General features: G+C 72.3%; 11 protein-coding genes, 1 other RNA gene and 2 pseudogenes. 11 read left to right on the top strand and 3 right to left on the bottom strand.

The genetic code is table 11. The annotated features are described in order from the left end of the window. Window positions 1-89 precede the first annotated feature (89 nt). The 8 genes and pseudogenes from ACHMXE_RS38275 to ACHMXE_RS38240 all read left to right on the top strand — a co-directional run bounded on the left by ACHMXE_RS38275 (window position 90) and on the right by ACHMXE_RS38240 (window position 8,092). Window positions 90-884 carry a helix-turn-helix transcriptional regulator gene (locus ACHMXE_RS38275; RefSeq protein ID WP_209542551.1) on the top strand — a complete coding sequence of 265 codons (795 nt, stop codon included), beginning with the start codon at window positions 90-92 and terminating at the stop codon, window positions 882-884. 176 nt (window positions 885-1,060) lie between these two features. Continuing rightward, window positions 1,061-1,389, top strand: an RNA gene (gene rnpB, locus ACHMXE_RS38270) — RNase P RNA component class A. Between the two features lie 134 nt (window positions 1,390-1,523). Further along, window positions 1,524-2,027, top strand: coding sequence for a MarR family winged helix-turn-helix transcriptional regulator (locus ACHMXE_RS38265; RefSeq protein WP_395348900.1), 504 nt, complete (start codon window positions 1,524-1,526; stop codon window positions 2,025-2,027). Continuing rightward, window positions 2,028-4,200: pseudogene (locus ACHMXE_RS38260) on the top strand (FUSC family protein). Beyond that, window positions 4,197-4,403: a DUF1656 domain-containing protein gene (locus tag ACHMXE_RS38255; RefSeq protein WP_209542553.1), complete on the top strand. Its 207-nt coding sequence runs from the start codon at window positions 4,197-4,199 to the stop codon at window positions 4,401-4,403. The pseudogene ACHMXE_RS38260 and the gene ACHMXE_RS38255 overlap by 4 nt, the downstream one beginning before the upstream one ends. A 7-nt stretch (window positions 4,404-4,410) precedes the next feature. Then, on the top strand, window positions 4,411-5,382 hold the full coding sequence (locus ACHMXE_RS38250) for an efflux RND transporter periplasmic adaptor subunit (protein ID WP_395348899.1): 972 nt from the start codon (window positions 4,411-4,413) through the stop codon (window positions 5,380-5,382). Further along, on the top strand, window positions 5,382-6,869 hold the full coding sequence (locus ACHMXE_RS38245; protein WP_395348898.1) for an efflux transporter outer membrane subunit: 1,488 nt from the start codon (window positions 5,382-5,384) through the stop codon (window positions 6,867-6,869). The genes ACHMXE_RS38250 and ACHMXE_RS38245 overlap by 1 nt, the downstream gene beginning before the upstream one ends. After that, window positions 6,866-8,092 (top strand): multidrug effflux MFS transporter, encoded by a 1,227-nt coding sequence (locus ACHMXE_RS38240; RefSeq protein ID WP_395348897.1) that lies wholly within the window; start codon window positions 6,866-6,868, stop codon window positions 8,090-8,092. Before ACHMXE_RS38245 ends, ACHMXE_RS38240 begins: the two co-directional genes overlap by 4 nt. Before the next feature lie 102 nt (window positions 8,093-8,194). On the opposite strand, the gene ACHMXE_RS38235 is transcribed toward ACHMXE_RS38240, so the two are convergent. From ACHMXE_RS38235 to ACHMXE_RS38225, 3 genes are all read right to left on the bottom strand, one after another. Then, window positions 8,195-8,779 (bottom strand): hypothetical protein, encoded by a 585-nt coding sequence (locus ACHMXE_RS38235; protein ID WP_395348896.1) that lies wholly within the window; start codon window positions 8,777-8,779, stop codon window positions 8,195-8,197. A gap of 119 nt (window positions 8,780-8,898) precedes the next feature. Beyond that, entirely contained in the window at window positions 8,899-9,615 is a 717-nt protein-coding gene (locus ACHMXE_RS38230) for an RNA pseudouridine synthase (RefSeq protein WP_395348895.1), read from the bottom strand. Continuing rightward, entirely contained in the window at window positions 9,612-11,279 is a 1,668-nt protein-coding gene (locus ACHMXE_RS38225) for an MBL fold metallo-hydrolase (RefSeq protein WP_395348894.1), read from the bottom strand. The genes ACHMXE_RS38230 and ACHMXE_RS38225 overlap by 4 nt, the downstream gene beginning before the upstream one ends. Window positions 11,280-11,398: 119 nt before the next feature. On the opposite strand from ACHMXE_RS38225, the pseudogene ACHMXE_RS38220 reads away from it, so the two are divergent. The 3 genes and pseudogenes from ACHMXE_RS38220 to add all read left to right on the top strand — a co-directional run bounded on the left by ACHMXE_RS38220 (window position 11,399) and on the right by add (window position 14,603). After that, window positions 11,399-12,407: pseudogene (locus tag ACHMXE_RS38220) on the top strand (Bug family tripartite tricarboxylate transporter substrate binding protein). A 94-nt stretch (window positions 12,408-12,501) separates the two neighbouring features. Further along, window positions 12,502-13,452 carry a LysR substrate-binding domain-containing protein gene (locus tag ACHMXE_RS38215; RefSeq protein ID WP_209542558.1) on the top strand — a complete coding sequence of 317 codons (951 nt, stop codon included), beginning with the start codon at window positions 12,502-12,504 and terminating at the stop codon, window positions 13,450-13,452. A 71-nt stretch (window positions 13,453-13,523) separates the two neighbouring features. Continuing rightward, the gene (gene add, locus ACHMXE_RS38210; RefSeq protein WP_395348893.1) at window positions 13,524-14,603 is read left to right on the top strand and encodes an adenosine deaminase; all 1,080 of its coding nucleotides are present in this window, start codon (window positions 13,524-13,526) and stop codon (window positions 14,601-14,603) included. The last annotated feature ends 5 nt before the right edge of the window (window positions 14,604-14,608 follow it).

The raw sequence follows: 14,608 nt of genomic DNA, 5'->3' as shown, positions 1-14,608 counted from the left end.
TATCATCGCCGCGTCCGTCCTGCGGCATATAGCTCGATCAGGACAACCGGTCCGGAATTCCGGACGCTCTTTCGAGGAACCGCCCCGCCATGGCCGATCGCGCGCGCTACTTGTCGATCCAGGACGTGGAGCACAAGGCCGGCCCGTTCTATTTCAACTGGGACGAATTCGGCGCCGACACCCTGGCCGCGCCGCACAGCCACAGCTGGGGCCATCTCAACTACACCGCGCACGGCACCATGCAGATGGAGGCCGAGGGCCTGCGCTTCCTCTCGCCGCCGCAGTACGCGGTGTGGATCCCGCCACGGGTGGTGCACAGCTGCACGCTGCGCCATGCGGTCGTCTACCGCACCGTCTACATCGTGCCCGCGCTGTGCGCCGAGCTGCCCGCGCAGCCCTGCACCGTGCGCATCAGCCCGATCATCCGCAGCGTGCTGGCCGACTTCGCCGCGCGCGATGTGAACGAGCCCGTCACGCCGGCCGACCTGCGGCTCGCGCAGGTGGTGGTCGACCAGCTCGCGCGCGCCGAGGTGCTGCGCTGCTACCTGCCGGCCGCGGCCTCGCCCGCGCTGGTCGGCGTGCTCGAGGCGCTGCAGGCCGAGCCCGGCGACCACCGCTCGCTGGCCGAGTGGGCCGCGAGCGTGCACATGACCGAGCGCACGCTCGCGCGCCAGTGCCAGCGCGAACTCGGCATGTCCTTCGGCGACTGGCGCCAGCGGCTGCGCTTCCTGCGCGCCATCGATGCGCTGGAGGCCGGCCGCACGGTGCAGGAGATCGCCTTCGACCTCGGCTACAGCACGGCCTCGGCCTTCATCGCGATGTTCCAGCGCGAGGCGGGCACGACGCCGGAGCAGTACCGGCGGGAGTTCTGCGGCATCGCTTGAAGGCAAACAGCCGGACGCAGAGGACGCGAAGATTCCGCGAAGGTCGCGAAAGGACTTTCATGAGGATTTTTCGGGGGTTCTTTTGCGTTCTTCGCGAAACCTTCGCGTCCTCTGCGTCCGGTTGTCCGATCCCGCTTTCGACTTTGGTCGCTTCGTGCAGCGATAATCGGCACCGTGAAGCGTGCCAGACCGCCGCTGGTGCAAGTGCCGAAAGGCCGCACTGGAGGAACGTCCGGACTGCACAGGACAGCGCAGGAGCTAACGGCTCTCCACCGTGAGGTGAGGATCAGAGCAACAGAGACGAGCCGATTCAGTTCGGGTGAAACGGGCAATCTCTGCGCGCAGCAACACCAAGTAGGCCAGTATCGAGGTGGTTCCGCTGAGCTGGCGGGTAGGTGGCATCGAGCCGTCTGGCGACAGACGGCCCAGAGTAATGGCGGTCACGCCGGGCGTTTCGCAAGAGATGTCCGGTGCACAGAATCCGGCTTATCGGCGCGCTTCACACTTTTTCTTTCTTCTTCCCCAACGTTCTCGTCGGGTCATGCCAGGCGGTGCATGACCCGCCCGTCGGCATGGCCGGCACGATCTGGGGTAAACCCGTATAATCGATAGCAAGCTAACTAATTGGGGAGCCTTGCCATGGCCGAATCGGTCACGCCGCCCGTCGGCCGTAAGAAGAAAAAGGAAGCGCGCGAAGCCGCGCTGATGAAGCTCGGCATGCAGTTCTCGACCTTGCAGCGCGGCTACCGCGCCGCGGCCGACAAGGCGGTCGCGCACGTGGGCCTCTCGCAGACCCTGGCTTGGCCGGTGGTGATGATCGGCCGCATGGAGCAGGGCGTGCGCCAGGGCGTGCTGGCCGAGGCACTGGGCATCGAGGGGCCCTCGCTGGTGCGCTCGCTCGACCAGCTCGTGGAGGCCGGCTATGTCGAGCGCCGCGAGGACCCGGCCGACCGCCGCGCCAAGACGCTGCATCTCACGCCCGCGGGCGAGGCCGCCTGCGAACCCATCGAGGCCGCGCTGAGCCTGATGCGCGCCGCGCTGTTCGAGGGCGTGTCCGACGAAGACCTCGCGGCCTGCCTGCGCGTGTTCGCGGTGCTCGAGGAGCGGCTGGGCCGTGGCGCGCCGGCCGAGGGGCGACGCTAGATGCCCTCGTTCAGCCTGCCGCGCTTCAGCCGCGCCGAGATCGTCTTCTCCACCAAGAGCTTCGCCGCCGCGATGCTCGCGATGTACCTCGCCAGCCGCGCCGGCCTGCCGCGTCCGTTCTGGGCCCTGATGACCACCTACGTCGTCGCCCATCCGCTGGCCGGCGCGGTGCGCTCGAAGGCGGTCTACCGCTTCTGCGGCACGCTGATCGGCAGCACCGCCACCGTGCTGCTGGTGCCCGCGCTGTCGAACGCGCCCGAGCTGCTGACGCTGGTGCTCGCGCTGTGGGTCGGCCTGTGCCTGTGCATCTCGCTGTTCGACCGCACGCCGCGCTCCTACGTCTTCATGCTCGCGGGCTACACCGCCGCGCTGATCGGCTTCCCCTCGGTGCAGGCGCCCGAGGCGCTGTTCGACACCGCCGTCGCGCGCGTCGAGGAGATCGGCCTGGGCATCTTCTGCGCCACGCTGCTGCACAGCCTGGTGCTGCCGGCCGGCATGGGGCCCACGGTGCTGGGCCTGCTCGACCGCACGCTGCAGGACGCGCGCAAATGGCTCGGCGACCTGCTGCAGCCGCCCGCGAGCGCCACCGGCACGCCCGCGCGTCGCGCCGATGCCGACCCGAAGCGCCTGGCCGACGACCGGCGTCGCCTCGCGGGCGACATCACGCAGCTGCGCATCCTGTCGACCCACGTGCCCTTCGACACCACGCACCTGCGCTGGACCGCCGGCGCGATCCGCGCGATGCAAGACCGCGTGGCCGCGCTCACGCCCGCGCTGTCGGCGGTCGAAGACCGGCTGCTCGCGCTCGAACAGGCCGAGGGCGCCATCGCGCCCGACGTGGCCGCGCTGCTCGCGCAGACCGGGCAGTGGCTGCGCGAGGAGGGCGCCGGCACCTCCGACGATGCGCGCCTGCAGGCCCTGCGCGCAACCCTCGCCGCGCTCGCCGCCACGCGGCCCGATGCCGCCATCTCCCCCGGGCCGCGCGCTGCGCATCGCGCTCGCGGGCCGGCTCGAGGAGCTGGTCGAAGGCTGGCGCGCCTGCGCGCGGCTGCGTGCCGACATCGACGACGGCCTGAAGGGCGCGGTGCCGCCGCGCCGCGTCGCCGCGCTCGGCAACCGCGTGCTGCACCTCGACCGCGGCATGGCGCTGCTGTCGGCGCTCGCGGCCGTGCTCGCCATCTGCCTGTGCGGCGCGTTCTGGATCCTCACCGGCTGGTCGATGGGCTCGGCCGCCACCATGATGGCCGCGGTCTTCTGCTGCTTCTTCGCCACCATGGACGACCCGGTGCCCGCGATCCAGGGCTTCCTCAAGTGGACGCTGTGGTCGATCCCGATCTCCGCGCTCTACGTGCTGGTGCTGCTGCCGCTGGTGCACGACTTCGGCATGCTGGTCGCGGTCTGCGCGCCGGTGTTCATGCTGCTGGGCCTGTACATGGCGCGGCCGGCCTACTTCATGCCCGCCATGGCGCTGCTGTTCGGCGTCGCGGGCACGCTGGCGATGCACGACACGGCCACCGCCGACATCGTGAGCTTCATCAACAGCATGCTGGGCCAGGTCTTCGGCGTGGTGGCCGCGGCCTTCGTCACGCGGCTGGTGCGCTCGGTGGGCGCCGACTGGAGCGCGCGCCGCATCCAGCGCGCCACCTGGCGCGAGCTCGGCGAGATGGCCGGCGCGGCCGCGGCCACGCCCGTGACCCTGTCGCCGTCGGCCCAGCGCCGCGCCGTGCCCGGCGACGCCTATGCGGTGCGCATGCTCGACCGCATCGGCCTGCTGGCGCCGCGCATCGCGCAGGCCGGCGGCCGCATCGAGGGCGTGGCCGCCGACGACGCGCTGCGCGACCTGCGCATGGGCGCCGACATCGATGCGCTGCAGCGCGTGCGCGCGCAGCTGCCGCTGGCCTCGGCGAGCGCGCTGCTCGGCGACATCGCGCGCTTCTTCCGCCAGCGCGCCGGCGGCCGCGTGGCCGCGCGGCCCGCGAGCCTCCTGGCGCGCATCGACGAGGCGCTGGCCGCGATGCTCGGCGCTGCGAGCACGTTGAGCGCCGACGCGCGCTCGGCCGTCACCGCGCTGGTGGGGCTGCGCCGCAATCTCTTTCCGGAGGCGCCGCCGATGCGCGCGGCTTCCGCTGTCCCCGTTCCTGTTCCCGTTGCCGCCCAAGGAGTGTCCCGATGATCGGCGAAGCGAGTTTCTACGGCCTCTACGTGCCCTGGCTGATGCTGCTGGCCGGTGCCGCGCTGCTGGCCCTGTGGGGCGTGCGCCGGCTGCTGGCCGCCACCGGCCTCTACCGCTGGGTCTGGCACCCGGCCCTGTTCGACATGGCGCTCTACCTGCTGCTGCTCTATGCGCTGAGCCGCGCCACGTCCTCCTTGCAATGACCACACCATGACCGCCAACACATCCAACGACAACAACAAGGCCGGCGCCCGCACCTGGCCCGCCGGCGCGCTGCGCATCCTCGTCACCGCGGCCGTGGTGGCCGCCGCCGTCTGGGCCGGCCTGCGCCTGTGGGACCACTACGAGCTCGCGCCCTGGACGCGCGACGGCCGCGTGCGCGCCAACGTGGTCCAGATCGCGCCCGACGTCTCGGGCCTGGTCACGGCCGTGCCGGTGCAGGACAACCAGTCGGTGGCCGCCGGCACCCTGCTGTTCGAGGTCGACCGCGCGCGCTACGACCTGGCGGTGCGCCAGGCCCAGGCCGCGCTCGCCGCGCAGCGCGCCATGAGCGCGCAGGCCCAGCGCGAGAACGCGCGCAACGCGGGGCTCGAGGCGCTGGTCTCGCAGGAGGCGCGCGAACAGACCCGCGCACGTGTCGAGCAGGCGCGCGCCGCCGTCGCGCAGGCCGAGGTCGCGCTCGACTCGGCACGGCTGAACCTGCAGCGCGCCGAGGTGCGCGCGCCGGCCGACGGCCTGGTCACCAACCTCGACCTGCGCCAGGGCAGCTACGCGGCCGCGGGCCGGCCGGTGCTCGCGCTGGTCGATGCGCGCTCCTTCTACGTCGAGGGCTACTTCGAGGAAACCAAGCTGCCGCGCATCCACCTCGGCGACCGCGTGCACGTCATGCCGATGGGCGGCGGCGCGGTGCTCGGCGGCACCGTCGAGAGCGTGGCCGCCGGCATCGCCGATCGCGACCGCTCGACCAGCGCCAACCTGCTGCCGAGCGTGAATCCCACCTTCAACTGGGTGCGGCTCGCGCAGCGCATCCCGGTGCGCGTGAAGCTCGATCCGCTGCCCGCGGGCGCGCGGCTGGTGGCGGGCCAGACGGTGACGGTGCAGGTGCTCGAGCAGGCCCAGGCGCAGCGCGAGAAGACCGCCGCCGATGCCGAGGCCAAGAGCGCCGCCAGGAAGGAAGGATGATGACCACCGCACCTCGCACCGTGCTGCGCATCGCCGCGCTGGCCGCCGCCGCGGCGCTCGCGGCCTGCGGCAGCGTCGGCCCCGACTACCGCCAGCCCGACGAGGCCATCGCGAGCCAGCCCGCGGCCGGCCGCCCCTTCGCCGAAGCCGATCCCGCCGCCGGCCTGCAGGCCGTGCCGCTGCCGCCGCACTGGTGGCGGCTGTACCGCGACCCGCGGCTCGACCGGCTGGTGGAGCAGGCGCTCGCGCACAACACCGACCTGCGCCAGGCGGTCGCCAACCTCGAGCGCGAGCGCGCCATCGAGGCGGAGGTGGCCGGCGGCAAGCGCCCCGTCATCGGCGTGAACGGCGGGCCCTCGTTCGGCCATGTCTCGGGCCTGCAGTTGCTGCAGAAGGACTACGAGCCGCCGGACCGCTTCAACTACAGCAGCGGCCTGTCGCTGTCCTACCAGGTCGACCTGTTCGGCCAGATCCGCCGCGCCGCCGAGGCGGCCGAGGCCGGCACCGAGTCGGCCGCCGCCGCGCTCGACCTGGTGCGCGTGAACGTCGCGGCCGGCACCGCGCGCGCCTATGCCGAGGCCTGCTCCACCGGCCTGCGGCTGTCGATCGCGCAGAAGTCGGTGCGGCTGCAGCAGGAGGCGGTCGACGTCACCACGAAGCTGCACGAGGCCGGCCGCGCCGGCGCGCTCGACACCGGCCGTGCCCGCGCGCAGCTGCAGCAGCTCACGGCCGCGCTGCCGCCGCTCGTGGCCGAGCGCCAGAACGCGCTCTACCGCCTCGCCACGCTCACGGGCGAGCTGCCGCAGGACTTTCCGCGCGAGCTCGCCGACTGCGCCGTGCCGCCGCGCGTGGCCGGCACCGTGCCGGTGGGCGACGGCGCCGCGCTGCTGCGCCGCCGGCCCGACATCCGACAGGCCGAGCGCGGCCTGGCCCAGGCCACCGCGCGCATCGGCGTCGCCACGGCCGACCTCTATCCGAAGATCACGCTGGGCCTGTCGGCCTCGTCGGCCGGGCCGGCCGACGACTTCGGCCGCAAGGGCACCTTCGGCTGGAGCCTCGGCCCGCTGATCTCGTGGACCGTGCCCAACACCGGCATCGCGCAGGCCCGCATCGCGCAGGCCGAGGCCGGCACGCGCGCGGCGCTCGCGAAGTTCGACGGCACCGTGCTCACCGCGCTGCGCGAGACCGAATCGGCGCTCGGCAACTACGCGCGCGAACTCGACCGCCGCGCCGCGCTGCAGGCCGCGCGCGACGAGAGCGCCACCGTCGCCGCGCAGGCGCGCCAGCTCTACCGCAACGGCCGCACCGCCTACCTCGACACGCTCGACGCCGAGCGCGCGCTGGCCGCGAGCGATGCCGCGCTGGCGGCCAGCGAGGCGCAGCTGTCGGACGACCAGATCGTGCTGTTCATGGCGCTCGGCGGCGGCTGGGAGACCGACGACGGCGACCGCCTCGCGGCCGGCGGCAGCGAGGTGCGCAAGCAGTGAATTCGAACGCCGTTCCCGCGTCACGCGCCGCGCACGCGCCGCTGTGGCTGCTCGCGCTCGTCACCTTCAGCGGCACGCTGGCCATGCACATCTTCGTGCCCGCGCTGCCGATCGCGGCGCGCAGCCTCGGCGCCGGCATCGGCGAGATGCAGATGACGGTGAGCCTCTACATCTTCGGCCTGGCCGTCGGGCAGCTGGTGTACGGCCCGCTGGCCGACCGCTTCGGCCGCCGGCCGGTGCTGCTCGCGGGCCTCGCCCTCTACACCGCCGCCGGGCTGGCCGCCGCGCTCGCGCCCGAGGTGCATTCGCTGATCACCGCGCGGCTGTTCCAGGCCATGGGCGGCTGCGCGGGCCTGGTGCTCGGGCGCAGCATCGTGCGCGACACCGCCGAGGCACAGGAAGCCACGCGCCGCCTCGCGCTCATGAACCTGATGGTGACCGTGGGCCCGAGCATCGCGCCGCTGGTGGGCGGCGCGCTCGCCACCGCCCTGGGCTGGCGCTCGATCTTCTACGGCCTGTTCGCGCTCGGCATCGTCGGCCTGCTGTTCACCTGGCGCCTGTTGCCCGAGACCGGCCGGCCCGGCGCGCCCGTGAGCGCGCCCGCGCTCGCGCGCAACTACGCGCGGCTGCTGCGCTCGCCGGCCTTCCTCGGCTTCTCCATCGGCGGCGGCTGCGCCACCACCTCGATGTATGCCTTCGTCGCCTCGGCGCCGTTCATCTTCGTCGACCAGCTGCACCGGCCCGCGCACGAGGCCGGCATCTACCTCGCCATCCTGGTCTCGGGCGTGTGGCTCGGCAGCTTCCTCACCAGCCACCTGATCGCGCGCGTGCGCGTCGACCGGCTGATGATCCGCTCCAACGCGCTCAGCGTGCTCGCGGCCTTCGTGCTGCTCGGCGCCGCGCTCACCGACCGCCTGTCGGTGCCGCTGATCGTCGCGAGCATGTTCCTGTTCACCGTCGGCGTCGGCATGGCCTCGCCGGCCGCGCTCACGCAGGCGATCGGTGTCAATCCACAGATCATCGGCTCGGCCTCGGGCCTCTACGGCTTCACGCAGATGGCGGTGGGCGCCCTGTGCACCGCGCTCGCGGGCATGGGGCACCGCAATCCCGCGCTGGCCTCGGCGCTGGTGCTCGCGGTGGCGGGGATCGTGGCGCAGCTGTCGTTCGCGGTGGCGCTGCGGTCGCAGCGCAAGGTGGCGCCCGTTTCAGCTCATTCGGGCTGAGCCATCCCCACCCGTTCGGGCTGAGCCTGTCGAAGCCTCGCGCAAGGCTTCCTCCTTCGTGAGCCTCAGGACAGGCCAAGCTCAGCCCGAACGGTGACGGGCTCACTTCGCGAACAACCACCCGCCCTTCGGCTGCCGCATCAACTTGTGGTGCTTGACCGCGCGCTCCTCGCCGTCGTCGCCCACGTACACCACCTCGAAGCGCAGCAGCTTCGGCGACACCATCTTCCAGTTCTGGATCCGCTTGACGGTCACGCAGGCCGTCTTGTCGTGGTACTGCATCTGCGCCATCGGCCCGCCCTGGAAGCCCTGGGCGTCGAACAGCCGGCCCGGCGCCGCGAAGGGATTGAGCACCGCGCCGTTGCGCGCGGTGATGCAGCCCTCGGTGCGCAGGAACGATTCGATGGTCGGCGAGGCGCTGCGCACCACGCGGCCCACGGCCGGGGTCGGCGGCTTGGCGGCGATCTGCTCGCGGATGCGCTCGACCTGGTCCTCGGTGATCGGCGCCAGGCCGTCCCTCGAGACGATGGGCGGCGGCGCGGGAGCCGGCGGCGGCGGGGGCGCTGGCATCAGCGGCTCGAACACCGAGCAGCCGCCGAGCGAGGCGAGGGCGAGGGCCGCCACCGTGGCGGGCAGGCGGCGCGGGAAGGGCGCGGCCTCGGTGGCGGGAATCGATCCGGACTTCATGGCTTGGGGTCTCCTGTCGGCGGCACGGGGCCGCTGGCTGAAAAAGCAGGCCGCGAACATGCGGTGCGAGGGTGGAAGCGCGCCGGCTTCCCGTTCTTCTTTCTTCTTCTTCGGGGGCGTCAAAAGCGTTCCTGCGGCGCGAGGTAGCGCCACTGGCCGGGCGCGAGGCCGGCCAGCGGCACGCGTCCGATGCGGATGCGGCGCATCGCGAGGATGCGCAGCTCCATGCGGTCGCACAGGTGCGCGACCTGGCCCGGCTGCGCGCCCTTGAGCGCGAAGCGCAGCCCGGTCTGCTCGGGGGTCTGGCGGCCGATGCTCACGCGCGCGGGCGTGCGCTCGAAGCGCGCGAGCTGCTCGGGCGAGACGGCACCGGCCACGTCGACCATGATCTCGTGCTCGATCACGGCCGCGTCCTCGTGCAGCTTGCGCTCGATGCGGAATTCCTGCGTGAACGCCACCAGGCCGCTGGCGCCGGTCTCCAGCGGCGTCATGCATTGCTGGCCGCGCGCATGCGCGGGCAGGAAGCGCGGCGTGCCGTGCGCGGGGGCGAGGTTGGCGGCCGCCAGCAGCGTGTGCGCCTGCTCGATGCGCAGGCCGGCCGGCTTGTGCAGCAGCAGCGTCACCGGCAGCACCGGCTCGGGCCGCGCGCCCGCCTCGATCTCCACCTGCTGGTGTGGCTGCACGCGCGATTGCGGCAGCAGCGCCGGCTGGCCGTCGACGCGCACCGCGCCGTTCTCGATCAGCAGCTCGGCCTCGCGCCGCGAACAGCCCGCGAGCGCGGCCACGCGCTTGGCGAGGCGGATGCCTTCGGCGTCGTGCCTTTGCGGCGCGCTCATGAAGCGACGGCCGCCTGCTGCCGGATGCGCGCCACGTGCGCCGCCAGCGAACGCGCGGCCACCGGCCACAGCCGCTCGGGCACGTCGTCGTAGGCCAGCGGCAGCCATTGCTCGGGCGTGCCTTCGGGCAGCTTCTGCATCGCGGCCGCGATCTTCGCTTCGCGCTTGAGGCGGTGCGCCTTCAGGTAGGCGATGGCCGTGCGCGCGAAGCCGATCACGTGGCCGTGCGCGGGCAGGATGAATTCGACGTCGCCGGCCTCGCAGTTCGCGTCGAGCTTGTCGAGCGAATCGAGGTAGGCCGTCATGTCGCCGTCGGGCGGATCGACCACCGTGGTGCTGCCGTTGAGGATGTGGTCGCCCGAGAACAGCAGCCCGTCCTCCTCGAGCACCAGGCACAGGTGGTTGGCCGCGTGGCCCGGCGTGTGGATCACGCGCAGCGTGTGCGCGAGCGGCTGGCCATCGGCACCGGTGCCCGAGAGCACCAGGCGTTCGCCGTCGGCCAGCTCGCGCTCGGCCGAGAAGCGCGCGCTCGCGCGCGCCGTGGGTGCCGACGACAGCCCCAGGATCGGCGGCTTCGCGGCGCCGGCCAGCGCCTGCAGCGGCGCCGCGCCCGGCGAGTGGTCGGCATGCGAATGCGTGCAGACGATCATGCGGATGTCGCCTTTGGCGGCCTGCCACAGCCGCTCGATGTGGGCGGGATCGTTCGGGCCCGGGTCGATCACGATGTGGCCGGTGGCGGTGTCGCCCACGATGTAGCTGTTGGTGCCCGGGCCGGTCATCGCGCTCGGGTTGGGCGCGGTCAGGCGCTGCACGTTCTTCAGCAGCGCCACCGGCGCATCGCTCTTCCAGTCGAGCGAATGCAGCATCTGGCCGTCGGGGCAGACCAGCGCGAGTTCGCCGAAGGGCGGGTCGTTCTCCATGTAGCGCTCGTCGCGGCCGTTGACGAAGCCGCCGCGCGGGCAGCTGGTCCACAGCGGCTTCTCGCTCGCGCAGGCCGCGAGCACCGCGTCGACGCTCGCATACGAGGCCATGCGCTGCAGCGTGCGCACGGTCGGAAAGATCATGAAGAAGCTGCCGGCCGCGTGGCGCGCCAGCGCATCGGCCGGGCGCACCCAGCTCGGCTCGAACTGCTCGCTCTCGTCGGCCGAGGGCTCCTGGTCCTCGGGCATGCGCGCCACCAGGAAGGGCACGTCGAAGCGCTTGGGCAGGTCGCGGTCGGTGATCCAGTGCGCGAAGGTGAACACGCGGTCGGCTTCGAGCACCAGCCCGCGCGCCGCGCACTGCTCGGCGAAGGGCACGGCCGCGTGGCCGTCGCGGTCCATCGCGGCGATGTCCGCGGCACCGGCCGGGCGGCCGTCGGCATGGTGCGCGAGCAGCACGCCGAGCTCCTCGAAGCATTCGCGGATCGCGGCCACCGCCTGGGTGGCCTGCAGCGCGCTCTGCGTGGGGCGGCGCGCGGCCGTGCGCGCGGCGACCTCGTCGGCCGCGTCGATGTGGCCGCCGGGGAAGACGTAGGCGCCGGGCGCGAAGCTGGCGGTGGCCGAGCGGCGCGTCATCAGCACCTCGATGCCGGCCGCGGTATCGCGCAGAAGCAGCACGGTGGCCGCGGCGCGCACCGCCACCGGTTCGCGCTGGGGATGAATGAGTTGTGTGGGACGAACCATGGGGCGATTATGGAGAGCCGGCGCGCCGGCCGTGTGTCGCGCATAAGCACATGCCGAAGCAGGTATGAGCATCGCGCCAGAATCCGGGGCCTGCACCGCTCGAACCGAGGACCACAGCCATGACCCCTTTCCACTTCCCGAGCCGGCGCCTGCGCGCGCTGCTGACGGCCGCTGCATTGTGCGCGTCGATCGCGCCCGTGGCGCATGCGCAGGCCGATTGGCCGCAACAGCCCGTAACGCTGATCATGGGCTTTCCCGCCGGCTCCGGCGTCGACGTGGTAGCCCGCACCATCCAGGACCCGCTGACGCGCCAGCTCGGCAAGCCCGTGATCATCGACTACCGCTCGGGCGCGGCCGGCAACATCGCGAGCGAGTACGTGGCCCATGCGAAGCCCGACGGCTACACGCTCGCGTTCGGCACCGCCGCCACCCACGGCAGCAATGCCGCGCTCTACAAGAAGCTGCCCTTCGACGTCGAGACCGACTTCGTGCCGGTGGCGCCGGTGCTCGATGTGTCGAACGTGCTCACCATCAATCCCGACGTCATCAACGTGAAGACGCTCAAGGAGTTCGTCGCGCTGGTCAAGGCCAACCCCGGCAAGTACAACTACGCCTCCACCGGCAACGGCGCCGGCACCCACATGGCCTTCGCCGAGTTCAACGCGCGGCTGGGGCTCGACATGGTCCACGTGCCCTACAAGGGCGGCCCCGAGGCCATCACCTCGGTGGTGCGCGGCGAGACCTGCTGCATCATGAACCAGGTCCAGACCATCCTGCCGCACTACAAGGCCGGCAAGGTGCGGCTGCTCGGCGTGACCACCGCCACGCCGGTGGCCGCGGTGAAGGAAGTGCCCACCATCGCCTCGAGCGGCCTGCCCGGCACCCGAGGGCTTCGACAGCTCGATCTGGTTCGGCATCTTCGCGCCCAAGGGAACCGACGCGCGCATCGTCGAGAAGCTCAACGCCGCCGTGAAGACCGTGCTCGAGCAGCCCGAGATTCGCGAGAAGTTCGAGAGCCAGGGCAACACCATCCGCATCGAGACGCCCGCGCAGTTCAGGAAGACGGTGCACGACAATCGCGTGAAGTGGGCGGAGGTCGCGAAGACGGCGAACATCAGCATCGATTGATGCGGGAGGCGGCGCGGCGCCGTGCCCCGCCGAGCGTTCGCGTCGCGCGCCCCCGCCCAGGCACGCCCACCCCCGACCGACGCACCATCCCACCATGTCCCTGCCCGACACCGGCGAGCACGACCGCCGACTGGACGAATCGCTGCTGCGCTCGCTCCACGTGCTGCTGAGCGAGGCCAGCGTGTCGCAGGCCGCGGCCAGGCTCGGCGTGGCGCAGTCCGCGCTGAGCCGCCACCTCAAGGTGCTGCGCCAGCTCACCGGCGACGAGCTGCTGGTGCGCGTGGGCAACCGCATGGTGCTGACCGAGCGCGCGCAGGCGCTGGCCGCGCCCACGCGGCGCATCCTCGCCGACATGTCGCTGCTGACCGCCGAGGCCGGCCCGGTCGAGCCGCGTGAGCTGCGCCAGAGCTTCCGCATCGCGACCTACGACTTCCTGCCGCGCCAGTTCTTCGCCGACATCGCCGAGCGCGTGGCGCGCCAGGCGCCCGAATGCGACGTGGTGATCCGTGGCCTGGGCTCGCGCTTCGAGCACTACCGCCAGCTCGCCGACGGCGAGGTCGACATGGTCATCACCATCTGGCCCGAGCTGCCCGGGCACCTGCGCGCCGCCAGCCTGCTGACCGAGCCCATGGTCTGCCTGGTGCGCGAGGGCCATCCGCTGGCCAGGGCGCCGATGACGCTCGACGACTACCGGCGCGCCCGGCACCTTTCTTCGCTCGAGCACGTGCCGGGGCAGGGCACCATCATCGATGCGCAACTGGCCGAGCTCGGCGTGTCGGTCCACACGGCGATGCACACCCAGTTCCTCGGCATGGCGCCGGCCATCCTCGCGCGCACCGACCTCGTCTTCACCACCGGCCGCCTGCTGGCCGAGGACTTCGCGCGCCAGTACCCGCTCGCGATCGTGCCCTTTCCCGCGAAGATCAAGCCGCACCGCTACCGCCTCGTGTGGCACGAGCGCACGCACAAGAACCAGGCCATGCGCTGGCTGCGCGGCGAGCTGACGGCGGCCGCGCGCGAGCTGGCGCACCGGCCCAGGTCATGACGGCGCTGTCATAACCTGCTGCACAGCGCTGTGCTGGGCGCGGGCGGTGGGCGTGGCTATCGTCGCCGTCCATGTCCACCCCTTCCTCCCCCGTGCCGGTCCGCCCGGACCTGCTCGCCCGGCTGCCCAAGACCGACCTGCACTTCCACATGGCCGGCACCCTGCGCCCGGCCACGCTGGTCGCGCTCGCGCGCCGATACGAACTGCCGCTGCCGCGCCCGGTCGACACGCTCTACAGCTACCGCGACTTCTACGACTTCATCGACGTGCTGCGCATCGCGGCGCAGGCGGTGCGCAGCAGCGCCGATTTCGAGCGCGTGGCCTACGAGGCCGTGGAGGACGCCGCGCGCAGCAGCAACGCGCGCCATGTCGAGCTGTCCTTCAACCCGCAGTACTTCATGCCCACGGGCGTGCCCTACCGCGTGCAGGTCGAGGGGCTGGTGGCCGGCCTGCGCGCCGCGCGACAGGACTTCGGCTGCTCGGGCCTGCTGATCGCCTCCTTCGACCGCGGCCTGCCGCTCGACAGCGCCGAGCGCGCGATGGACGACATCCTCGGCCTGCGCTCCGACCTCGTCGTCGGCGTGGGCCTCGACGGCCCCGAGCGCGCGGGCCCGCCCGCCAGCTTCGCGGCCCTGTTCGAGCGCGCGGGCCGCGCCGGCCTCCAGCGCACCGCCCATGTCTGCGAGGACAACCAGACGCTCGAGGAGGCGCCGCCTTCCAACGTCGACGACTGCATCCACCTGCTGGGCTGCGACCGGCTCGACCATGGCTACAACCTGCTGGCCAGCGACGACGGCCTGCGGCGCGCGCGTGACCGCGGCGTGCACTTCTGCGTCTGCGGCATCACGAGCGTGGTGCGCAACCAGCGGCGGCGGCTCGACAGCGTGAAGCGCATGGTCGACGCGGGCCTGCCGGTCAGCCTCAACACCGACGACCCCGCGATGTTCCACACCGACCTCAGCCACACCTACGCCACCGTGCTCGAGGGCAACGGCTGGGGCTGGGCGCAGGCGCGCGCCTTCAGCCTCGCGGGCGTCGACGCCTGCTGGCTCGACGACGACGCGAAGCGCAACCTGCGCGCCGATTTCGAACGCGAGATCGCCGCGCTCGAGCGCGAGCAGGCTGCTCCCCTGGAAACGAACCGCGACTGAAGGAC

The sequence above is a fragment of the Variovorax sp. UC122_21 genome, assembly GCF_044056785.1.
Classification (GTDB): Bacteria; Pseudomonadota; Gammaproteobacteria; order Burkholderiales; family Burkholderiaceae_C; genus Variovorax.
The sequence above is the reverse complement of the archived record's forward strand: the minus strand, read 5'-3'. Positions and strand labels throughout refer to the sequence as shown.